This window comes from Arthrobacter alpinus (genome assembly GCF_900105965.1).
Taxonomy (GTDB): domain Bacteria; phylum Actinomycetota; class Actinomycetes; order Actinomycetales; family Micrococcaceae; genus Specibacter; species Specibacter alpinus.
This window is the reverse complement of sequence record NZ_FNTV01000001.1, coordinates 1,926,433-1,948,090: the sequence shown is the minus strand read 5'-3', so window position 1 is coordinate 1,948,090 and position 21,658 is coordinate 1,926,433. Positions and strand designations below refer to the sequence as shown.

The following is a 21,658-nucleotide window of genomic DNA, read 5'->3' as shown; positions in this document are numbered from 1 at the left end:
TTAGAAGAACAAGGCGGGTAGACGGCGGAGACGGTAAATGGGCGTGGGGCCTACATCTCCAATTCCGGGTGCAGTCGCTTGATGGAGAATACGCGTTGGCGAGCTGCACTGAAGGCACTCACTGCCACCGAAGCGATCGCGAGAAGTGCAAGGAATGCCACCGATGCCCACAACCGGGAGTCTATTCCACCAGTCATCAACTCCCGAAGTCCACTCACCACGTAGCTGGCAGGCATGTACGGGTGCAGTGCCTGGAAGAAACCAGGCGTGGTTTCCACCGGGTAGGTTCCACCGGAGGAGCTCAGCTGCAGCATCAACAACACAAGGCTCAGGACCCGCCCGGCGGCCGTGCCGAGCACAATGATGAACATTTGCTGGAGCGCAAGGAACGCCACGGTGGTCAGATAAATGAACGCCGCCATTGCCAGGGGATAGGCGGGTTGCATGTCCAGGCCCCAGAGCAGAACGCCCATCATGATGACAACTTGACCCAGACCGATGGCCAGCGCCGGGAGCAGACCCGTCATGACAGTCCGCAGACCGCTGGCGCCGGCAGCAAGTGCACGGGTGGGCATGGCGCGGAGCAGCAGCCAGGAAATCAACGCACCGACAAAGGTGGCAAGGGCAATGAAGAACGGGGCAAAGCCTTCACCAAAGCTCTTGGACTCATGGGACCATTGCTGGTTGACGGCAACGGGGGCAGCCATGACCTGTGACTTCTGGTCCAACAGCTCCGTGGAATCGTTCGGCACAGCCGTGCCGCCGTCGCTCAGCTTGGTGGTCAGTTCATGGCTTCCAACAGCGAGTTTGTCGGCACCCTTGGACAGTTCGGAACCGCCGTCAAGGAGTTTTCCGGTGCCGTCGGCCAGATCGGAGCTGCCTCCGCTCAATGTTCCGGCACCCGTGGCCAAGGCTGCGGCACCTTCCTTGGCTGAGTTGGCGCCCGTGGAGAGTTGGGCTGCTCCGCCGGAAAGCTGGGCGGCGCCGGCGGCAACACCTGCTGATCCGGTGGCAGCGGACTGCGTCCCTTGGGCCAAGGTGGCCGCACCCGCATTGAGGGCGGCGGCACCCGTGGAAAGCTTGCCGGCACCGTCGGCTGCCGTGTTGGCGCCGGCTGCCAGTTGTGAAACTCCCGTGGAAACCTCGCCTGCCCCGGCGGCGAGTTTGACGGCGCCGTCGGCAAGGGGCGTGGTGCCCTCGGTGGAAAGTTGGTGGGCTCCTGCGGCCAACTGACCTGCGCCGGCGGCCAACGGTGATGCGGCCTGCTGTTGCAGTTGCTTGAGGCTGTCGAGCAAGGCGCTGGCCGGAGTGCCGGCAGGCAGGTTTTCGGTGGATTCAATCAACGCGGCCAGCTGGGCCGAGGCCTGGCTGGCTCCGGCCGCGACCGTGTCGGCGCTGGTGGCAAGCTTGCTTGCGGAGCCCGAGATCGTTGCGGCGCTTCCGGACAGTGTGCCCGCGCTGGCGGACAGCGACGCGGCACCCTTGTCGAGTTTTTGTGCGTTCGGGATGGAGCTGGCAAGTGCCGTTGCCAGCTCCGAGGAGCCGGCTGCCAGTGTGCTGCTGCCGGCGGCCAGCGAGGTGGCGCCGGTGTTCAGTTCGGCCACACCGGAGGCTAGTGAACCAGCGCCGGTGGACAAGGAAGACGCTCCGTCATTGAGGGTTGCTGCGCCGCTCGCAAGAGTGTCAACACCTGTGGAGAGGCTCGTTGCCCCGTCGGCCAGCTGGTACGCGCCGTCTTTGAGGGTGATGGAACCAGCTGCGAGGTCCTGCATGCCAACTACCAGTTTGCCGGCGCCGGACTTGGCGCTGTCGATGCCTTCGGTGACCTGAGCGGATCCGTCCGCTGCCGCACGGAGTCCGTCGCCGGCGTCGTGCAGGCCAACCAGCAGGGCAGAGGAGGTCTGCTGACCCAGTTGTTCGGACACGGCGTCGCGCACTTGGGCCATGGCCTGCTTGCCCAGCACGCTGGAGAGGAAGCTGTTGGCGTCATTGAACTGGACGTCCAGGGTGGTTTGCACGGGTGTGTCGGTTCCCACCGAGACGGCGCTGGCGGAGAAGTCCTTGGGGATGGTCATGGCGAAGTAGTACTTGCCGTCTTCCACGCCCTTGGCTGCCGTGTCGGCGTCGGTCTGTTCCCATTTCAGGTCCATGCCGTCCAGCAGCTTGGTGGCCAGCTCGTCGCCGGCCTTGATCTCGGTGCCGTCGTTCACCGCACCCGTATCCTGATTGACCAAGGCAACTGGAAGGTTGTCCATGTGCTGATCGGGCGCCTCGAAGGCCCAGAGGTAAAGGGCGCCGTAGATCAGCGGGATGAACAGCATCACGGCAACCGCAATCTTGGGCAGCTTTCCGCGCTTGAAGCGGCTCAGCTCCGTGCCGGAGGATAAAAAGGCAAACATTAAACGGTCTCCTCGATCAAGTGGTGCAGCGGTGCGGTGTCTGTTGATTCGTTCGTTTCGGCGCCGCTGGCTTCAGCTGCTTCCGTGTGGGCGCCAAGGTCGATGATGTTCGGCTGGATATCCAGCTCCTCCCACAGGCGTTCATCCAGGGACGAGGCCGAAACGACCACGCTGGTGCTTCCGCTGGCGATCCATGCCAAGCGATCCCAGATAACGGCGCGGGATTCGGTGCTGCGGATTTGTTCAACGTCATCGACCAGCAGCAGCTTCGGGCTGGACATCATGGCCAGTGTGATGCGTAGCAGGAATTGTTGGGTGTCGCTGAGGTCCCAGATGAGCGTGTTGGCGCGGGGGATGGGTTCCCCGCCAAAGACGGGTGCGCACACCTCGGCCACGGCTTCGTCGTTGAACTTGTGCACCATGGACCACCACGGGGCCAACCAGGCGCGGCGTTCGCGCAGTGCGGCGCCGACGGTGACCGACGCTTCGAGATCGTCAATGCCCGCAAAGCCGGCAATGGCGCCCTTCTTTTGGGCTGGGCGGAGGTTGCGGGGGAGCGGCAGGCCGCCCACTGTGAGGGTTCCGGCGTCGTGCTTCATACGTCCGGCCAGGGTGAGCAGCAGGGAGGTGCGCCCGGTTCCGGCGTCGCCGCGCAAAACGCTCAGGCCGCCGTCCACTTCAAAAGTTAGTGGACCGTAAACAGGGCCGCGGCCCGCTGACAGCCCAAGGTTGGTGGCATGAATCTGCACGGTGGTTCCTTTTCTCGGGAGTGGCTGGCGGATCCGCGGAGCCATCTCCGTCAAACCCGGCTGCCATTTTCAATTCTTTGTACTGACCAGTCAGTCTAGCAACATTTTGGGTTCGCTTGGTCTGCTCCAGACCGCTCCTCGGCCGTGAGCTTGTTCACGTTGCTGAGCGTGAGAGCACCCAAACTGCGGCGTGTGAGGGCGGAGTGCCCGGCAGTGGTCTGTCTCGCGTGGGAGGGCGGGCGCTTAATTTGGCGGGATTTGAGAGAATTGTCAGGTGACTCTTACCGACATCCCCACCAGCGACACCAAACTGGACCTCCCGCCCCTGAAGCTGGGCAACATCACCGTGGAAACTCCCGTGGTGCTTGCCCCCATGGCCGGAATTACCAACACCGCGTTCCGCAGGCTCTGCCGTGAACACGGTGGTGGTGTCTTTGTCTCCGAGATGGTGACCTCCCGCGCCTTGGTGGAGCGCACCCCGGAGTCCATGCGCCTGATCAGCCATGACGAGGACGAGAAGATCCGTTCCGTCCAGCTGTACGGCGTCGACCCGGAAACCGTGGGGAAGGCCGTGCGCATGCTGGTCGAGGAAGACCACGCGGATCACATCGACCTGAACTTCGGCTGCCCCGTGGCCAAGGTGACTCGCCGTGGTGGTGGCGCTGCCCTGCCGTGGAAGCTGGACCTGTTCACCTCGATTGTGCAGACTGCCGTCCGCGAGGCGTCCAAGGGCGGCCTGCCGCTGACCATCAAGATGCGCAAGGGTATCGACGAGGACCACCTGACCTATCTTGAAGCCGGCCGCATTGCCCGCGACGCCGGAGTTGCCGCGGTTGCGCTGCACGGCCGCACGGCCAACCAGTTCTATTCGGGCAAGGCAGATTGGGACGCCATCGCCCGCCTCCGTGAAGCATTGCCCGATGTGCCGGTCTTGGGCAACGGCGACATCTGGAGTGCCGAGGACGCCATTGCCATGGTCCGCCAGACCGGTGTTGACGGTGTGGTCGTTGGCCGCGGCTGCCAGGGACGTCCGTGGCTCTTCGGAGATCTGATGAACGCTTTTGAAGGCAGCGATGCCCGCCACAAGCCCGGCATGGCCGAGGTTTCCGCCGCCGTTTACCGTCACGCGGAGCTGCTGGTTGACACTTTCGACGACGAAAACAAGGCCCTGCGCGACATCCGCAAGCACATGGCCTGGTACTTCAAGGGGTATGTGGTGGGCGGGGAACTCCGTGCCAAGCTCTCCACAGTTCCCACATTGGAAGTCCTGCGCGAACTGCTCGATCAGCTGGACGCCTCCGAGGGCTACCCGGGCGTCGACGCCGAGGGTCCCCGTGGCCGCGCCGGCACCCCCAAGCGCACCGCGCTGCCTGCCGGTTGGCTGGATGCCCGGACGCTCAGTGGCTCCCAAAAGGTTGAACTGGTCGGCGCCGAGCTGGACGTCTCCGGCGGATAAGCCCCGACGGCGGTGAACACATACGCATCACTCGTGGCCAGTTCCACGTAGGTGTGTCCCAACGCAGGACTGGCCGTAAGTGATGCGTATAAGTTCGGTGAATCTGAGACCTGTGCACAACGTCCCTGAGCTAACTCCCGTTGGCCCTAAACTTAGGGATATGTCCTCCGATTCGCAGCCAGTGTACTTGCCCCACGATCAACAGCGCTGGGTTCAGGAGGCTCCAAAAACCAGCTTCCGCACGGTGTTTGAACGCGACAGGGCCCGGGTGCTGCACTCGTCGGCGTTGCGCCGTCTCGGTGCCAAGACCCAGGTTGTTGCTCCTGACACGGATGACTTTGTCCGCACCCGCCTGACCCACAGCCTTGAAGTGGCCCAGATTGGCCGCGAACTGGGACGAACCCTCGGTTGCGATCCCGACGTTGTTGACACGGCCTGCTTGGCGCACGATCTCGGCCACCCGCCCTTTGGCCACAATGGCGAATCGATGCTCAACGAGCTCTCCCATGACATTGGCGGATTCGAAGGCAATGCCCAGACGCTGCGCCTGTTGACGCGCCTCGAGTCAAAAGTTTTCACGGCCGACGGCGGTTCGGCCGGCCTGAATCTGACCCGTGCCTCACTGGACGCCTCCGCAAAATACCCCTGGCTTGCCCAGGACGCGCCCCTGATTGGCGGGCTGCGAACCAGCAAGTTTGGCGCCTATGCCGACGATCTCCCGGTTTTTGAATGGCTACGCCGGGGCGCTCCGGAAGGCAAGAGCTGCATTGAAGCCCAGGTCATGGACCTGGCGGACGACATCTCCTACTCCGTCCATGACGTGGAGGATGCCATTGTCGCCGGGCACGTGCAGCTAAAGTGGCTGTCCAATCAGGACCAGCGGAACCGCGTTTTGGGATACACCCAGCAGTGGTACCTGCCCGCCGTGGATACGGCAGAAATCGATGCGGCGCTTCGCCGGTTGGAGGCCACCAACGTGTGGGTTCGGCACGCCGACGGCAGCCGGCGCTCCATGGCGGCGCTGAAGGACATGACGAGCCAGCTGATCGGCCGCTTCTGCCAGAGTGCAGTCGGCGCCACGCGGGCCATCTACGGGACCGACCGTTTGGCACGATACGCGGCCGACGTCGTTGTGCCTCACGAAACCCTGTTGGAAATTGCCGTCATGAAGGGACTTGCCACAACCTTCGTCATGACAACAGACCATCGCCAGCCCATTTATCAGCGCCAGCAGGACATCCTTAGCGAGCTTGTAGCGGTTCTCAGCGCGAGCGGCGACGCCCATCTTGAGACCATGTTTGCTGCCGATTGGCGGGATGCAAACGACGACGACGCCCGGCTGCGGGTGGTTATCGACCAGATCGCTTCACTGACAGATGTTTCGGCACTTGCGCTGCATGAGCGCCTCGTGGGGATGGAACGGACACTCCTCTAGCGGGAACGTTACAGAGCGGGCGTGTATCCGGCCATCATGGTCGTGATGCTATCGAGCTGATCGGGTGTGGCCACTGAGTAGACAACCGCGATTACTGATGTGAGGAGTACCGAGAGGCCAACGGCCGCGGCAACGGCGATCGCAACCACCTTGGTGTCGTCGTCATGGCGGCCCGGCATCTGCAGAGCGGGATCGATCAGATTGGGAGCGGTGTCGAACGATCCGTCGGTGAGCCGTGCCACGACCTGGCCGCGAGAGCGGTCAAGCCGAAGGGAAGAGATGGCGCTGCCGTGACGTGCCAGAAGAATGTCTGATCCGACACTATGGCGTGTGGCGTGGAACAAGGTGGGGCTCCCTGGAAGAGGCGTGAAGAGTGATTTTCGGGTGTCATCCGACCCGAAGTCCGCGCCGTTGGGGGCCAGTTAATTCTATCTGCGGCAAAGGTGGCACACCGGCCGTCAGCGTGGTGATTCCTGCCACCAGCGGGCTGTCCACAGGCGCAAGTGGGCGGCCCCTGCCCGGGGGAATCTCCCGTAAACTGAAAGTGTGGCTGGGTTGATTAAACGTGAAGATATTGATGAAGTGCGAACGCGCACCGACCTCAAGGAAATTGTTGACGCCTACGTCACCTTGAAATCGGCGGGAATTGGATCATTCAAGGGATTGTGCCCTTTTCATGATGAGCGCAGCCCCTCATTCCACGTGCGCCCACAAATGGGATATTTCCATTGTTTTGGCTGCCAGGAAAGCGGCGATGTTATTTCCTTCATTCAGAAAATGGACCACATTTCATTTTCCGAAGCCGTGGAGAAACTTGCCGGGCGCATTGGATATGAATTGCGCTATGAGGATGGTGGCACCGGCCCGCGCCGGGAAGACATCGGCCGCCGTCAACGCCTCCTGGACGCACACAAGATCGCCGGGGAGTTCTTCCGCGAGCAGTTGCTCACCCCGGCTGCCGCCACGGGACGACAGTTTCTCAGCGAACGCGGCTTTGACCGCGAGGCTTCCGAGCGTTTTGGTGTGGGCTTCGCCCCCAGGGCTGGGATGCCTTGCTGAAGCACCTGACGGGCAAAGGCTTCACCCAGGATGAATTGAAGCTGACCGGAATGTTTTCCGAGGGCAACCGTGGCATTTATGACCGTTTCCGCGGCCGGCTCATCTGGCCCATCCGGGATATTGCCGGGGACACCGTAGGCTTTGGTGCCCGGAAACTGTTTGAGGATGATCAGGGACCCAAATATCTCAACACCCCGGAGACAACGCTCTACAAAAAATCCCAGGTCCTGTACGGAATTGACCTGGCCAAACGCAATATTGCCTCCAAACGCCAGTTGGTGGTTGTTGAGGGCTACACCGACGTGATGGCCTGCCATTTGGCTGGTGTGGACACGGCCGTGGCAACCTGTGGAACAGCCTTTGGCGCAGAGCACATCAAGGTGGCGCGCCGGTTGCTCTCCGATGACGGCAGCGGCGGGGAAGTGGTGTTCACCTTCGACGGCGACGCGGCCGGGCAGAAGGCTGCATTGAAGGCTTTCGATGAAGACCAGCGCTTCACGGCACAGACTTATGTTGCCGTTGAACCATCCGGCGCTGACCCCTGCGAACTTCGCCAACGCAAGGGCGATGAGGCCGTTCATGGGCTCATCAGATCGCGGCGCCCGCTCTTCGAATTCGCCATTCGCTCCACACTGGCCAAATTTGATTTGAGCACCGTGGAGGGAAGAGTGAGCGGACTGCGCGCCTCCGCTCCCGTGGTGGCCGCCATTCGTGACGGATCCACCAGGATGGGCTACAGCCAAGAGCTGGCCGGGTGGTTGGGGATGGCCGATCCCAATGAGGTCCTGAAGGCCGTCAAGACAGCGGAGCGCAGGTTGCACAACCAACCCGAAACCAAGGGGGCCGGCCACGGGCAGGCGACTCCCGCCGTCGGGCATCAACAGGGAAGCAGCCAAGGCGCGCCGCAGGGTGGGTCTCAGCGTGCACCGCAGCACGAGCAGGCCCAGAATGACGCCATGCCACAGGCTGAGGCTCGACCAACCATTGCGCGCCCCGACCCGCGAGATCCCCAAGGACGGATGGAGCGGGAAGCACTGGAGGTTGTGCTGCAGCATCCGGGGATCTTGACAGCCGGAAACTGGCAGCATTTTGCCGCGACGGAGTTTGTGATTCCTGCCTACAAGGCACTGCAGCAAGGTCTTGGCCTGGCGGGGGAGTCGCAGGTGGCCTCCTCCCAGTGGCTGGAGGCGGTTCGTGCGAATGTTCCACCTGAGCTGGAGTCACTGGTCGCAGAGCTGGCACTGAGCCCTCTTCCAGCAACCGGTGAGGACACGCTCACGCGTTACTGCCGGGACATTCTAAACAGGCTCTTCGAACTGCAGATCACCAGGCTGAAGGAAGAGCGGCTCGGGGCCCTGCAGCGCATGGATCCGTTGGTCGACCCCGAGAGTTACCAACTTCTACAGAGGGAATTGATGGAGCTGGAAACGGCCCGCCGGCAGCTTCGCGGAGACCAGTAGCGCCACAGGGACACTCGATTTCACAAAGGGCCAAGCCTTTGTTATTGTTGTTCCTGCACGATCCCCTATAGCTCAATTGGCAGAGCGTTCGACTGTTAATCGAAAGGTTCCTGGTTCAAGTCCAGGTGGGGGAGCCAAAGGCAAAAAATTGTCTCCGGTCTCGTTGTAGACCGGAGACAATTTATTGTTCTCGTGCGGAGAAAATCGCGGTTTTGATTTTTATCAGTATTTGCTGCTAAGATTTATATCGCTTCAATCCCCTATAGCTCAATTGGCAGAGCGTTCGACTGTTAATCGAAAGGTTCCTGGTTCAAGTCCAGGTGGGGGAGCATCCTACAAAAGAACCTCCACATTCCATGTGAATGCGGAGGTTCTTTTGCGTTTCCGGGCTGACTCTTCTTCCGGCGAGCCATCAGGAATAAACTGGGAATCAGGCGCGGTTCGCCACACCTGTCCTGTAAAGTCCTCTTGTCGACAGAAGGAGAGCCCGGCCATGTTGATACGAATCCTGGCTGCTGTGGTCGTCTTTGTTTCAGCCCTTATCCACCTTGAACAATGGTGGGTCGTGTTCAGGGACAATGCCTTAATGGCTCCCGCCATGCTGCTGAACTTTGGCGGCGGCGTGGTCATCGCCCTGCTGCTGCTTTTCTGGCGGCACTGGATCCCCCTGGCCCTGACCGTGCTCTTTGGTGCCTCGACGCTCGGCGCCTTCATCATTTCCGCCACTGTTGGCCTCTTTGGTGTGCACGAGCACTGGACCGGTTGGATCATCTTCACGGCCGCCGGCGTGGAAATTGCTGCCATCATCCTGGGTCTCGCGGGACTGGCACTTGAGCGCCGGCATCCCCTGGCGCCGCGGGCATCGGCGGCTTCCCACCTTCGGTGAAGGAAGCTGAGTCACGGCTTGTGGCGTTGCCGCTGTAGGCTGCCATGAAGTTGTCGCGGAAATCACTCATGGGCCACACAGGGGCGTCGGGGGCCGGCAGCATGCCATCCTGCCAGCCCCAGGGCGAGATTCCTGCCAGCACTGCCGGATCCGCGGAAATGATCGACACCGGAACGTCGTGGCCGCCAATGCCGCCGGAAACCTCAGGGGCTGGTTGATGGTCGCCCAGGACCACCAAGACCAGGTCCGGGTCCGGGTGTGCGGCCACGAAGGAAAAGACGGTATTGAGCGAATATTCGATCGACTCGCCGTAGAGGGCGCGCGCCCTTACCGTGTCGCCGGCCACAGACTCCGGGGTGGTGCCGCGCTCGGGCATGCCGTTGAACACGCTGCCATCGCCAACGTCACCCCACGGCACGGGCTCAGGCAGCGGTGTCCATGGAGTGTGGCTTGAGACCAGGTCCAGCTCGGCCATAACGGGGGAGCGCGGCGCCGGGGAAAGCTCCAGCTGCTGGAATGCCGACAAAACATACTCGTCAGGCATCGTGGCATAGCTGAACTTGGGACCCGCATACCCCACATTGCGTGAATCGTAGAGCGCATCAAAGCCGTAGAAGGCCTTGCCCTGGGGCCAGTCCGTGTTGTTCGAAGGGATGTCGAAGACGGTGCGCCAGCCCGCTTTATGGAACGCACCCGACAGGGTCATCCGTCCGCTGGTGAGCAGCTGGTTGTAGCGCTGCTGGCTGTTGACCCACACCCCGGACTGCAGGGTTGAATGGGCCAGCCAGCTGGCACCGCCCAGCGTTGGCGAGGACAGGAACGCACTCCGTGAAGCAAAGCCCGCTGCCTCCAGCTGGGCGGTTCCGGCCGTGAGCACGCCCTTGATGCCGGGGGAAAAGGAAGACCCCTCCACGGCGGACCGCCCGTAACTCTCAACAAACACGAACAGCACGTCCTTGCCCCGGAGCCCGGACAGCAGCCCTCCCGCAGCCTGCCCTCCGCCGGCGACCGGCATTCCGCCGGTAGTGGGCGGTCCCGCGGCCCCGCTGCCAGATCCGAAGAAAGGGTCGTGGGATATTTCTTCGGCGAATGCACCCCTGTCGGCCAGGTCGCGCTGCAGCTGGCGTACCTGGCTTGCGACAAAGCCGGATGAGCCGCCGGATGCCACCGGCGCTCCGGGCGCCCATGCCAGCCCCGCCGCCGCAACAAGCAGCCCGGCCGCGCCGAGCACGGCCCAGGGCCGCAGCCAAGCCCTGCGGTTTCCGGCCACGGCCCGGACCAGCCGCAGCGTGGCCCGGGGCATCAGGAACAGCGAGGTGGCCACGAACGCCACTGCCAGGCACACAATGGCGATGGCCCCAGCCTGCCCGATCGAGTCACCCAGAACGCCAGCCCCGGGGCCCAGGTAGTACCAGTCGTTGGCGGGGTCAAAACCGCGCCCAAAAGTCGATTCAAAGCCGGTGTTCAGTGCTTTCATAACCAGCAGGCCCGCCAACAGCAGCCCGCCCGCCACAGCAAAGGGTCTCAGCAGGCGCGCCGGCAGGAACAGGGCCCCGCTGAGCAGCACGATTCCCTCGAGTGGGATGGTGGCCAGTGCCGCCGGTGTTGTCGCCGCCAGGTTTGCCGGCGCGGAGAGAACACACCAGACGGCCACGGCGGCCGTGATGGTCAACACGCGCGGCGGCACGGCGACCTTTCCCGGGTGCTCCCTGCGGTGCCGCCACAGCCACCAGGCTTCCCGGCCAAAGGATTCGGCCAGTATCGCCAGGGCCGCGAGTAGCATGCCGGCCGCCAGGGGACTGGGCAGCACCCCGGCGGCCGCGATGGTCAGTGCAATGCCCACCCCTGCTGCCACCACCTTGTTCCAATAACGGGGCGGGGCTGAAGCGCGCAGCCAGGGCAGGAACCAGCCAGCGGCCACCAACAGGTACCGGGCGGCACCGATCAACAGCACCCAGCCGCCCACTCCGGGTGCCACATAGACGCTCAGTGCAAGGATGAGGAAAGCGTCAACTTCCATGTCAAAGCGTGCGCCGAGTGCCGACGTCGTACGCGTGCTGCGGGCAACTTTGCCGTCCACGGCGTCGAGCACGATGGTGCCTGCGGACAGTGCAATGAGGGCCGGCAATGCGATGGGTGAGTAAAAGGAATCGGCCACGAGGGCGGCAGCGCCGCCGGCCAGGACGGCGCGGAATGCCGTGACCCAGTCGGCCGGGCCGAACCCGAAACCGCGCTTCATGAGCGCCGAAGCGAGCACGGCCCACACGGCCATTGCGTACACCAAGCCCGTGACCCAGCCCGCGGAGCCCAGGCCGATGGTTGCCGCCAGCGCAGCCAGCAGCAACACCTGGCATGCGAAGCCAGCGGCAGGACCGTGGTGCACAGTTCGCACTGTTCCTCCAACCCAAGAACCCCAACAGTATTAGGATAGGGGCAATTGCGGGGCCGAACCCGTAAATTCGAGCCAGGGATGTGAGCCCAGTGGACCGAGACGCGCTTGCCTACTGGCTTCAGGAGCCCGGCATGGGATTGATCCGCGCCGAGCGGCTGGCCGATCCGGAACCCGGGCAGGTCCTGGTCCGTACTTTGTTCAGCGGCATCAGCCGGGCCAGTGAAATGCTGGTGCACCGCGGCGGCGTGCCTGCCGGACAGCGGGAGATCATGAGAGCCCCGTTCCAGTCCGGAGTCTTCCCCGGCCCCGTGAAGTATGGCTACCTCAATGTGGGCATTGTGGAGCAGGGTCCGGTGGGGCTGCTGGGCCGTACCGTGTTCTGCCTTTTTCCGCACCAAAGCGCCTATGTGGTGCCCGAATCCGCGGTCCATGTGGTGCCCGACGGCGTCCCTGCCCGCCGCGCCGTGCTCGCCGGCACCGTGGAGACTGCCGTGAATGCCCTGTGGGATGCGGCGCCGATGGTGGGGGACAGGATCGGGGTGGTGGGCGCAGGCATGGTGGGCTGTGCCGTTGCGCGTCTGCTGGCCGGCATTCCCGGGGTCCAGGTGGAGCTTGTGGATGTGGACCCGGCCAAGTCCACGGTCGCTGCCGCCATGGGAGCGGGCTTCTCACTGCCGGACGACGCCGGAGGGCCAGCGGGCTGGGACCTCGCCTTCCACACCAGCGGCAGTTCCGCAGGGCTGCAGCTCTGCCTGGATCGGCTGGCACCCGAGGGGGAAGTCATTGAACTGAGCTGGTACGGAGACGCCCCCGCAACGCTGAACCTCGGCGGAAACTTCCACTCCTCACGGCTCGCCATCCGCTCCAGCCAGGTGGGGTCGGTGGCCCCGGCCCGGAGGCGCAACCGCACCCAGGGGCGCCGCCTTGAGCTGGCGCTGGAATTGCTGCGCGACCCGGCCTTTGATGCGCTCACCACGGGCACCTCAAGGTTCAGCGAACTTCCGGACGTCATGGCCAGGCTCGCCGACGGACGGCTGGATGCCCTGTGCCACACCATCTCTTACGGAACCGCGTCCGCGAACGGCACAGCGGTCCCGGACAACCCAGCAGCCGTGCCCGCCCCGGCCGGAACGGAAAGGTGATGCCATGTTCAGCGTGAGCGTCCGCGACCACATGATGATCGCCCACAGCTTCAACGGCGAGGCGTTCGGCCCGGCCCAGCGGTTGCACGGGGCCACCTACATCATCGATGCAACGTTCACACGTGAGGAGCTCGACGCCAACAGCACAGTGGTTGACATCGGCACCGCCGCAGCCGAGCTGCGCTCCATCGTGGAGGCGCTGGGCTACCGCAACCTGGACGACGATGGTGACTTCGCCGGCATCAACACCACCACCGAGGTGCTCGCCAAGACAGTTGCGGACCGCCTTGCCGTGCGGATCCACGCCGGCGCATTTGGCCCCGGCGCGTCCGGGCTCGCAGGCGTCACCGTGACCCTGCGCGAGTCGCACATCGCCTGGGCCAGCTACGAGCGTGCCCTGTGACAACCGTTCACTTGGTGGTCCCCGCGGGCATCGACAACCCGTCACGGCCCAGCGGAGGCAACTACTTTGACCGGAGGATCGCGACGGCACTGGCCGCCGGGGGCTGGCACGTCGTGGAACACCATTTGCCCGGCAGCTGGCCCAGGCCCGCTCCTTGCGACGCCGGGGCGCTCCCGCGGCTGCTTGCAGGCCTGCCGGACGGAGCCGTGGTGCTCGTGGACAGCCTGGTGGCACTGGCCAGCGCCGTCCCGGCCGCGACCGCAGCCAGGGTGCGGCTCGTGGTGCTAGTCCACATGCTGCTGGCTTCCGCGGACGACGTCGGCCCGCGGCTTGCGCTCGAACGTGCGGCACTGCGCCAGGCGGCGGCCGTGGTCACCACAAGCGACTGGACCCGGGACAAGATCGTGGCCCGGCACGGCGTCCCACCCCAAGGCATCCTGGTCTTGGAGCCAGGCACTGACCGGGGACCAGTGGCGCAGGGGACATCAGGTGGCGGAGCGCTGCTGTGCGTCGCGGCCGTGACGGCCAACAAGGGCCACGGCGTGTTGATCGATGCCCTTGCAGAGGTGGCCGGGCTTGATTGGAGCTGCAGCTTTGCCGGTGCCGCGGACCTGGAACCGGGACTGATGGACAAACTGCGCCAGCAGGCCGAGGATGCAGGCATCGCGGAGCGGCTGCACTGGTCGGGGCCGCTCACCCGGGCGGACCTTGGCCGCAGGTACACGGCATCTGATGCCCTGATCCTGGCCTCCCAACAGGAAAGTTACGGCATGGTGGTAGCCGAGGCACTGGCGCACGGGCTCCCCGCCCTTGCCAGCAACACCGGCGGCGTGCCGGAGGCACTGGGAAAAAGCTCCTCGGGTTCCGTGCCGGGCCTGCTGGTACCGCCAGGAGACCGCGCCGCGCTCGCCGGGGCACTTCGCCGCTGGCTCGAGGACGCGGTGCTGCGGCGCTCCCTGCGCGAAGCTGCCCTGGAACGCCGGGACACGCTGCCGAGCTGGGACGCTGCCGCGGCCACACTGGCCGGCCTGCTCGAACCGCTGGCCACCACCCCTGAACGCGCAAAGGTTCGGCACTGACATGCCCGGGCGGAGGGTGCTGCTGGGATGGCTTCAGACGTTGGTGGGTGCCGCCGTGCTGGCCGCCTTGGTCTGGAAACTCGGCTCGGGACCTTTCATCGACGGCATCATGGCCGTGGACGCACGGGCTGTAGCCGCAGCCATGGTGATCACCCTGGGCACTACCCTGTGCTGTGCCTGGCGCTGGCAGCTCGTGGCCCGGGGGCTGGGCCAATACCTTCCTTTCGGGCCTGCCGTGGCGGCCTATTACCGATCACAGTTCCTGAACTCCGTGCTGCCTGGCGGGATTTTGGGCGACATCCACCGCGGCGTCGACCAGGGCAGCCGCGACGGGAACGTCGGCGGCGGCCTGCGGGCCGTGGCGTGGGATCGCGCCGCCGGACAGGGCGTGCAGCTGCTGCTGGCCGTGCTGGTGCTGACACTGCTGCCGTCCCCCCTGCACCGATTCGGTGCGGTCCTGGCGTGGATCGTGTTGGCCCTTGCGGCCGCCCTGACCGCCCTTCTCCTGTGGCCGCCGAGCTCCGGTGCCCGGTGGTGGGCACGCGTCCTGCCGGCAGTGGCCTCCGACCTCCGCCACGGATTGCTGACGCGGCGCGCGGCACCGGGCATTGTGTTGGCTTCCACTGGGGCTGTTGCCGGGCACACGGCCATCTTCCTCATTGCGGCCGGTGCTGCCGGAGCAACCGCAACGGCTGCGCAACTGCTGCCGCTGGCCATGTTGGTGCTGCTGGCCATGTCGGTTCCGGCCAGCATTGCAGGCTGGGGGCCGCGGGAAGGTGCGGCGGCATGGGCCTTCATGGCGGCGGGATTGGGCGCCGCACAGGGGGTGAGCGCCGCCGTCGTCTATGGCGTGCTGTCCCTGGCTGCCTGCCTGCCCGGGGCTGTGGTTCTGCTGGTCGCGTGGCTGCATCGGGACAGGCACCGCGTCCCGATGCGTCGCGGGCAGGGCGCTGCTGGGGGAGTGCGGCATGGCTGAACGCCCGTACACCCTGCTCAGCGTGGCCATGTCGATCGACGGCCACATCGATGACGCCACGAGTGAGCGCCTGCTGCTGTCCAACGCTGCCGACTTTGACCGGGTGGATGCCGTCCGGGCATCGTGCGACGCGATCATGGTGGGTGCCGGCACCATCCGCGGCGACAACCCAAGGCTATTGGTGCGCAGCGGTTCTCGGCAGGGGCGGCGGTCGGAGCGGGGGCTGCCGCCGTCGCCCCTGAAGGTCACCGTGACCGGCGGTGCGCAGCTTGACCCGGCCGCGGGGTTCTTCACGGCGGGGGAGGCCGGGCGGATTGTGTACTGCGCGAGTTCGTGCGTGGCCGCGGCACGGGCACGGCTCGGTGCCCTGGCCACCGTGGTCGACGGCGGTGAGCACGTGTGGATGGCCGCCTTGAGCGAGGACCTCCATGCCCGCGGCGTGCGGCGACTCATGGTGGAGGGTGGGCAGAGCATCCTCACCCAGTTCCTTGCCGAGGGGCTGGCCGACGAGCTCCAGCTGGTGGTGGCCCCGTTCTTCGTGGGTGACGCCCAAGCGCCGCGGCTGGTGTTCGACGGCGCGTTCCCCTGGAATGCCGATCGGCCCGCCTCGCTCGTGGAGGCCAGGGCCATGGGCAGTGCCGTACTGCTGCGGTATGCGATGTCGGAGCGGTTCGAGGGCCCCTGAAAGGGCGGTCCATTAAACGAAGGGAGGCGGGCCTGCGCCATGCGCAAGCCCGCCTCCCTTGGTGCCGTTGGCTAGATCTTTGGAACCGTGCGCGGCTTGACGATGAACCAAAGCGCAGCCATGGCCAGCAGAATGGAGCCACCCATGATCAGGGCCATGGGCGTGGCGGTCTTGACTCCCACCAGTCCCACCACGGGAGTGATCAGCCCCGCGAAGCCAAAGGTTGCCGCTCCAAGCAAGGATGCTGCGGTGCCAGCCTGCTTGCCGTTGCGCGCCAGCCCCATGACCTGGACGGAGGGGAACATGAATCCTGTGGCGCAGATGAAGAACCAAAGCGGGATGATGACGCCCAGCAGGCCTGCTCCGAGCTGATCGCAGATGACCATGGCTGCTGCGGCGGCGACTTGGGCTGTTGTGGCCCAGGCAATGACCCACTGTGGCCCCGTGTGGCGCATAATCCGTGACGCCACCTGGACGCCGGCCACCACACCAAGGGAGTTCACCGCGAACAAGTAGCCGTACTCCTGAGGTGTGAAGCCGTAGGTCTTTTGAAAAAGGAACGTGGACGCTGAGAGGTAGGTGAAAAGCGCTGCAAAATTTAGCCCGCCTACAAAGAGGGTGCCCACAAAGATCCTGTCACTGAAGACGGCCCGGTAGCGGTCGGCGACACTCACGCCGTCGGACTGGCGCTTTTCCGGCGGCAGGGTTTCAATGATGAACACAAAGGCGGCGACGACCACCAGCGCCCCGTAGCCGGCCAGGAACCAGAAGATCCCCGGCCAGTCCATGATGCCCAACAGCTGCGAGCCAATCACGGGCGCCAGAATTGGTGCCATGCCGTTGACCAAGGACATGTAGGAAAGCATGCGGACCAAGCGGTAACCGCCGAAGAGGTCACGGATCATTGCCATGGCAACCACGCCGCCGCCGGCAGCACCAATACCCTGCAATACGCGGAAAACACCCAACATGGTGATGTCGGTGGACATGGCAGCACCAATCGAGGCGCCAACGTGCAGTGCAGTTGCCAAAATTAGTGGCATGCGGCGCCCGAACTTGTCGCTGAAGGGGCCAACCACCAGCTGGCCAGCGGCGAAACCGATCGTGGTGGCCGTCAGGGTCAACTGGACGGCGGTGGCCGTGACGCCCATCTCGTGTTCAATAATCGGGAAAGCTGGCAGATAAAGGTCGATCGTGAAGGGGCCCAAGGCGGTCAGTAACCCCAGGACCACGACGTAGATGATTTTTTGTCGACGGGAAAGGGCATCGCCTGGATGAGCGGTGGTGGTCAAAACTGGAATCCTCAATGGCTGTGATGTGCGCGCGGGTGTGGACCGCCCCGGATAGGCCGCCCAATGGATCATGTTAGTGCCAATAAACATCCGTGTTTGCGGACGTTGAAATGTTTCATGACAGCTCCCGGAACCGACAACACTTCATGGTCCTTTACTATTCCGCAACATGGCCACCGCCCGTGCCTGCCCGCCCGCTGTGCCTCGGATGGTAATTTTGACAGTACGGCAGCCCCACGGGACGTGGGCCTGCAAAGATTTTGGGTTGGTGCGGTCTATTTGGGCTGGTCCACCCACACGACGGAGGCGGTCTCAGTGACGGATGTGCAAAAAGATGCGCATATCGCAGCGGGTGAACACCCGAACGCACAAAGTTCGGTGCTCATCGATGCTGTTAAGACATCGCTTCGGCTGGTGCCGCGACAGCTCAATGATGAAATTGCCCTAGCCAAGCTGGAGTTCGGGGATAAAAAATCCCGGGTAGGTGGCGTGGCCGTTTTCGCTGCCGTTGCTGTGGTGTTTATTGCCCTCTTGGTGATTGCACTTGTGGTGGCTGCGATTGCAGGACTTGGCACGGTTCTCCCGTTGTGGCTCTCTGCGCTCATTGTCAGTGCCGGGCTCCTAATCATTATCGGTATTAGCGCCTTGGTTGCCTACAAGAAGTTCAAGTCCCTGCTGCCGCTGCTCCCCGAGCACGCGTGGCGCGGAATTCGCCACGATCTAGGCATTGTTAAGGAGGGCCGCGATTTTGATCCGGCTACCCTGGACCCCGCACCCCTGACGCGTGAAGAGAAGAAGGCGGCAAAGGAAGAAGCCGAGGCCGCCAAGGCCAGGGCCGCCGCGGAACGCGCCGCCAAGGACGCCGAGGGAGGTCCTAAGGCCACCACGGAAGAGCTGATCAAGCGAACTACGGCGCGCCGCGAGCATTTGCTGAGCCTGCGTGAGGACCTCGTCAGCGAAGCGGACGTCAAGAAGCAGGCAACGTATTTCATTGATACCGCCAAGACCAGGGCCAAGGAATCGGTCAACCAGGCAGCATCCGGTGCCGTGGGTCAAGCCCTCGATACCGTCAAAGAGCGCTGGAAGCCGCTGGCAGTTTTGGCCGTGTCGGCCACTGCCTGCGTGCTGTTGCTGCGAAAGTTAGTCAAGAAGTAGCTCCATCCGCCGTTGCCTTGTGCGCGGAACCTACGCCGCTGCACCGTCAGCGGTACCTTGTGCCGATCGATCCGGCACAAACGACGAGCAGGGAGGTGACCGAGATGTCCGGAAGTTCCAGTATGCGCCCGGAGAAGTCCAATGCGATCATGACCATCCCCAATCTCATCACCGTAGTTAGGTTTCTCGGCACACCGCTATTTGTCTGGCTCGTGCTTTCGCGCCACGAATATGGGTGGGGGGTATTTGTTCTGGCAATCATGGGCTGCACCGACTGGATCGACGGTTTCGTAGCTCGCAAGCTCAACCAAACCTCGCAACTGGGCCGCATCATGGACCCGCTCGCGGACAGGGTGGCGCTGGTAGCAGTCACGATCACCTTGGTGGTAGCCCACATTCTGCCTTTGTGGTTGCTTCTGCTCTTGGTGATTCCCGACGTCGTTCTGCTGAGCGTTACGCTGTACTTTTTCCGGGGAGACGCCGATCTCAAGGTCACCATGCTGGGCAAGACTCGGACGGCTGCCCTGATGATTGGCACGCCCATGTTGTTGCTCGCCAAGGCACTGGACTCTGACTTCACCTTTGTCCTGGCCTGGGTATTCCTTGGCGCCGGCATGGTGATGCACGTGATTGCCTTCAGCCAGTACTTTGTTGCCGTCATGGCGAAGCACCGTGAACTGCACCTGCCCGGGCCGGATGACACCAACTCCACTGATTCTTCTGGCCATCAAGCACCCGGGCAGGGCCGCCAATGATGTGGATTGCCGTCCTTTGCGCCGTGGCGGGCGCATTCTTCCTCGCCTTCGGGGCGCAGCGCCAAGGCAGCGCGGTGCAAAACAACACAGGCGGCCTGGCCCTGGGTGGGTCGGGATTCCTGCGTCTGCTGCGCAACCCGCGTTGGGTGCTCGGGCTGTTGTTGTTGGGTGCCGGAACAGTTCTCAACGTTGTTGCGCTCACCTTGGGGACCTTGACGGTAATTCAGCCCATCGGCGCCATCGCCCTTGTTATCACCACCATCGTTAATTCGCGGGACCAGGGAATCCGGCTCAACCGTGCAACGGTAGTTTCCATTACTGCATGCGTGGCCGGAAGCGCCTTGTTTGTGCTCATGGCCGTCAATGTTGTTCGTGAAAACACTCACGTCGATCCCGATCAGGAGCTGACGGTGGTTCTGTTGCTGGCCGCCGTCGTCATTGTCTTTGGCGGGTGCCTGGTCTTGTTCAAGCATCGTCTGAAAGCGTTCTTTTATATCCTTGGCTCCGGTGTTTTGTTTGGGTTTGTAGCCGTTCTGACACGCATCATCTCCAAGCAGATCTTTGACCCGAACGGCCTTTTTCTACTCAACGTTCAGTGGTATTCGATCATTGCCATTGCTGCGGCCGGTGGTCTGGGCAGTTGGTTTGTCCAAAGTGCGTACGCCAGTGGGCCGCCTGATTTGGTGATCGCCGGGCTAACCGTGATCGATCCCATGGTTGGTGTTGCCATTGGCATCATCATTTTGGGTGAGCTTCGTGACGATGTGCCGCCTGTCGTGGCGATTGCCATGGCTGGAGCAGCGTTACTTGCTATCGTTGGGGTAATCGCGTTGTCTAGGCACCATCCTGACGTGGTGAAGCAGCGTAAAGCTGCGAAGAAGGAACAACGTAAGTAACGCCGCCCACTGGTCGGCAAACCAGCCATCAGGAGTTCAAAACGTGACATCCACGCCGAGCGATAGCGCCCAAAAGCCGCTTACAATCTTGATCGCGGCCGACACCTATCCACCCCACATCAACGGTGCGGCGCAGTTTTGCTTCCGACTCGCTACCGGGATGACTGCCCGCGGCCACGACGTGCACGTTATGGCTTGCCGCCCCGACGGCGGTCCCATGTTTACCGAGCAGCGAACCGAAGCCACAGTTCACCGGTTGCGGTCACGTCCAGTGCCTACGCATGAGTACTTCCGGATCAGCCTTCCTTGGGAAATCAAGAAGGACATCGCCACCATGTTTGACGTGATCAAGCCGGATGTTGTTCACGTTCAGAGTCACTACATGATCGGCGAGCACGTAGTCTATGAGGCTGCCCGTCGCGGCATCCGAATTGTTGCCACAAACCACTTCATGCCTGAAAACCTGAACCCGTTCCTGCCATTCCCGCAGTGGTTCAAGAACATAGTCGGCAGGGTTTCCTGGCGTGACATGGGCAAGGTCATGAGCCGTGCCGATGTTGTCACCACGCCCACTCCGCTGGCTGCAAAAGCAATGCACGAGCACGCCTTCCTGCGAAAAGTTTTGCCGCTGTCCAACGGCATCGAAGCTGGCAACTATGAATTGGCAGAGGGCGAAACGCCGCCGCGCAACCCCTATCCCACCATCGCCTTTGTGGGCCGTTTGGCTGAAGAAAAGCACATTGACGTCCTCATCGATGCCATCGCCGCGACTCCGGCCGACCTAAACCTGCACCTTGTGGTGGTCGGTGGCGGCGAAGTCAAGGCAGCATTGAAGGCCCAGGCAGCGAAACTCGGCCTGGCCGATCGCGTGGATTTCACCGGTCTGATCAGTGATGAAGAACTGCGCGAGGTGTACCTCAAGGCCGATCTATTCGTCATGCCAGGCACCGCCGAACTGCAATCCCTCGTGACGCTGGAAGCCATGAGTGCATCAACACCCGTGGTTTTGGCCAACGCCATGGCGTTGCCCCACCTGGTGGAAGACGGCGTCAACGGCTATCTGTTCCGGCCCAACGACAAGGATGATCTCGCGGAGAAGATCACCACGATCATGCGTTTGTCACCTGAGGATCGCGCGGCTATGGGAGTCGCCAGTCACAACAAGGTTTCCCGCCACGGGTTGCAAAAGACCCTGGACACCTTCGAGGACATTTATCGTGGCGGAAGCTACGAGGATCACGCAGTTTAAGTCTTGACCCATTAGTATTGTGGGAGTGCTTTTCCTTGGCACAGCATTTTTGATGCTGGCGGCAGGGAGAACCTCTTGCATGGGGCCATAGCTCAGCTGGTTAGAGCGCGGGACTCATAATCCTAAGGTCCTCGGTTCAAGTCCGAGTGGCCCTACATGTACAAAATCCCCGGAATCATAACGATTCCGG

General features: G+C 63.2%; 17 protein-coding genes, 3 tRNA genes and 1 pseudogene. 16 read left to right on the top strand and 5 right to left on the bottom strand.

The window, feature by feature from the left end; all coding sequences use genetic code 11:
- Nucleotides 1–50 precede the first annotated feature (50 nt).
- Entirely contained in the window at nt 51–2,399 is a 2,349-nt protein-coding gene (locus BLV41_RS09140) for a YhgE/Pip domain-containing protein (protein ID WP_074711421.1), read from the bottom strand.
- A complete protein-coding gene (locus tag BLV41_RS09135) occupies nt 2,399–3,148 on the bottom strand; it encodes an ATP-binding cassette domain-containing protein (protein ID WP_074711420.1) in 750 nt (249 codons plus the stop codon). The genes BLV41_RS09140 and BLV41_RS09135 overlap by 1 nt, the downstream gene beginning before the upstream one ends.
- 274 nt (nt 3,149–3,422) lie before the next feature.
- Between BLV41_RS09135 and dusB the strand changes: the two genes are divergently transcribed.
- Together dusB and BLV41_RS09125 are read left to right on the top strand one after the other, a co-directional pair.
- A complete protein-coding gene (gene dusB, locus BLV41_RS09130; RefSeq protein ID WP_044577969.1) occupies nt 3,423–4,604 on the top strand; it encodes a tRNA dihydrouridine synthase DusB in 1,182 nt (393 codons plus the stop codon).
- Between the two features lie 160 nt (nt 4,605–4,764).
- Entirely contained in the window at nt 4,765–6,039 is a 1,275-nt protein-coding gene (locus tag BLV41_RS09125; RefSeq protein ID WP_074711419.1) for a deoxyguanosinetriphosphate triphosphohydrolase, read from the top strand.
- 8 nt (nt 6,040–6,047) lie between these two features.
- Here BLV41_RS09125 and BLV41_RS09120 read toward each other — a convergent pair whose 3' ends face one another.
- Nucleotides 6,048–6,383 (bottom strand): hypothetical protein, encoded by a 336-nt coding sequence (locus tag BLV41_RS09120; RefSeq protein ID WP_074711418.1) that lies wholly within the window; start codon nt 6,381–6,383, stop codon nt 6,048–6,050.
- 202 nt (nt 6,384–6,585) lie between these two features.
- On the opposite strand from BLV41_RS09120, the pseudogene dnaG reads away from it, so the two are divergent.
- The 4 genes and pseudogenes from dnaG to BLV41_RS09100 all read left to right on the top strand — a co-directional run bounded on the left by dnaG (nt 6,586) and on the right by BLV41_RS09100 (nt 9,444).
- A pseudogene (gene dnaG / locus BLV41_RS09115) lies at nt 6,586–8,558 on the top strand (DNA primase).
- Nucleotides 8,559–8,619: 61 nt separating this feature from the next.
- Nucleotides 8,620–8,695: transfer RNA gene (locus BLV41_RS09110), tRNA-Asn, on the top strand.
- A gap of 119 nt (nt 8,696–8,814) precedes the next feature.
- Nucleotides 8,815–8,887 (top strand) — tRNA-Asn (locus BLV41_RS09105).
- A 164-nt stretch (nt 8,888–9,051) separates the two neighbouring features.
- Nucleotides 9,052–9,444: a hypothetical protein gene (locus BLV41_RS09100; protein ID WP_074711417.1), complete on the top strand. Its 393-nt coding sequence runs from the start codon at nt 9,052–9,054 to the stop codon at nt 9,442–9,444.
- Here BLV41_RS09100 and BLV41_RS09095 read toward each other — a convergent pair.
- Complete coding sequence (locus BLV41_RS09095) at nt 9,362–11,836, bottom strand: CDP-alcohol phosphatidyltransferase family protein (protein WP_139244261.1); 2,475 nt, start codon at nt 11,834–11,836, stop codon at nt 9,362–9,364. The genes BLV41_RS09100 and BLV41_RS09095 overlap by 83 nt on opposite strands.
- A 131-nt stretch (nt 11,837–11,967) precedes the next feature.
- On the opposite strand from BLV41_RS09095, the gene BLV41_RS09090 reads away from it, so the two are divergent.
- From BLV41_RS09090 to BLV41_RS09070, 5 genes are read left to right on the top strand one after another with little or no spacing between them, the layout of a single operon-like run.
- Nucleotides 11,968–12,978: a zinc-dependent alcohol dehydrogenase gene (locus tag BLV41_RS09090; RefSeq protein ID WP_074711415.1), complete on the top strand. Its 1,011-nt coding sequence runs from the start codon at nt 11,968–11,970 to the stop codon at nt 12,976–12,978.
- Between the two features lie 4 nt (nt 12,979–12,982).
- Nucleotides 12,983–13,381: a 6-pyruvoyl trahydropterin synthase family protein gene (locus BLV41_RS09085; protein ID WP_074711414.1), complete on the top strand. Its 399-nt coding sequence runs from the start codon at nt 12,983–12,985 to the stop codon at nt 13,379–13,381.
- Nucleotides 13,378–14,460, top strand: a complete 1,083-nt coding sequence (locus BLV41_RS21650) for a glycosyltransferase family 4 protein (RefSeq protein WP_074711413.1) — start codon at nt 13,378–13,380, stop codon at nt 14,458–14,460. The genes BLV41_RS09085 and BLV41_RS21650 overlap by 4 nt, the downstream gene beginning before the upstream one ends.
- Nucleotide 14,461: 1 nt before the next feature.
- Nucleotides 14,462–15,436 carry a lysylphosphatidylglycerol synthase domain-containing protein gene (locus tag BLV41_RS09075; RefSeq protein WP_074711412.1) on the top strand — a complete coding sequence of 325 codons (975 nt, stop codon included), beginning with the start codon at nt 14,462–14,464 and terminating at the stop codon, nt 15,434–15,436.
- Complete coding sequence (locus BLV41_RS09070; protein ID WP_074711411.1) at nt 15,429–16,121, top strand: RibD family protein; 693 nt, start codon at nt 15,429–15,431, stop codon at nt 16,119–16,121. Before BLV41_RS09075 ends, BLV41_RS09070 begins: the two co-directional genes overlap by 8 nt.
- A 71-nt stretch (nt 16,122–16,192) precedes the next feature.
- Here BLV41_RS09070 and BLV41_RS09065 read toward each other — a convergent pair whose 3' ends face one another.
- Nucleotides 16,193–17,413, bottom strand: a complete 1,221-nt coding sequence (locus BLV41_RS09065) for a multidrug effflux MFS transporter (RefSeq protein ID WP_244516810.1) — start codon at nt 17,411–17,413, stop codon at nt 16,193–16,195.
- 315 nt (nt 17,414–17,728) lie between these two features.
- On the opposite strand from BLV41_RS09065, the gene BLV41_RS09060 reads away from it, so the two are divergent.
- From BLV41_RS09060 to BLV41_RS09040, 5 genes are all read left to right on the top strand, one after another.
- Nucleotides 17,729–18,568 carry a phage holin family protein gene (locus tag BLV41_RS09060; protein ID WP_244516808.1) on the top strand — a complete coding sequence of 280 codons (840 nt, stop codon included), beginning with the start codon at nt 17,729–17,731 and terminating at the stop codon, nt 18,566–18,568.
- 149 nt (nt 18,569–18,717) lie between these two features.
- On the top strand, nt 18,718–19,323 hold the full coding sequence (locus BLV41_RS09055) for a CDP-alcohol phosphatidyltransferase family protein (protein ID WP_244516806.1): 606 nt from the start codon (nt 18,718–18,720) through the stop codon (nt 19,321–19,323).
- Entirely contained in the window at nt 19,320–20,219 is a 900-nt protein-coding gene (locus tag BLV41_RS09050; protein WP_044570699.1) for a DMT family transporter, read from the top strand. The genes BLV41_RS09055 and BLV41_RS09050 overlap by 4 nt, the downstream gene beginning before the upstream one ends.
- 43 nt (nt 20,220–20,262) lie before the next feature.
- Nucleotides 20,263–21,468, top strand: coding sequence for a glycosyltransferase (locus BLV41_RS09045; RefSeq protein WP_074711409.1), 1,206 nt, complete (start codon nt 20,263–20,265; stop codon nt 21,466–21,468).
- A gap of 81 nt (nt 21,469–21,549) precedes the next feature.
- Nucleotides 21,550–21,623, top strand: a tRNA-Ile gene (locus BLV41_RS09040).
- The last annotated feature ends 35 nt before the right edge of the window (nt 21,624–21,658 follow it).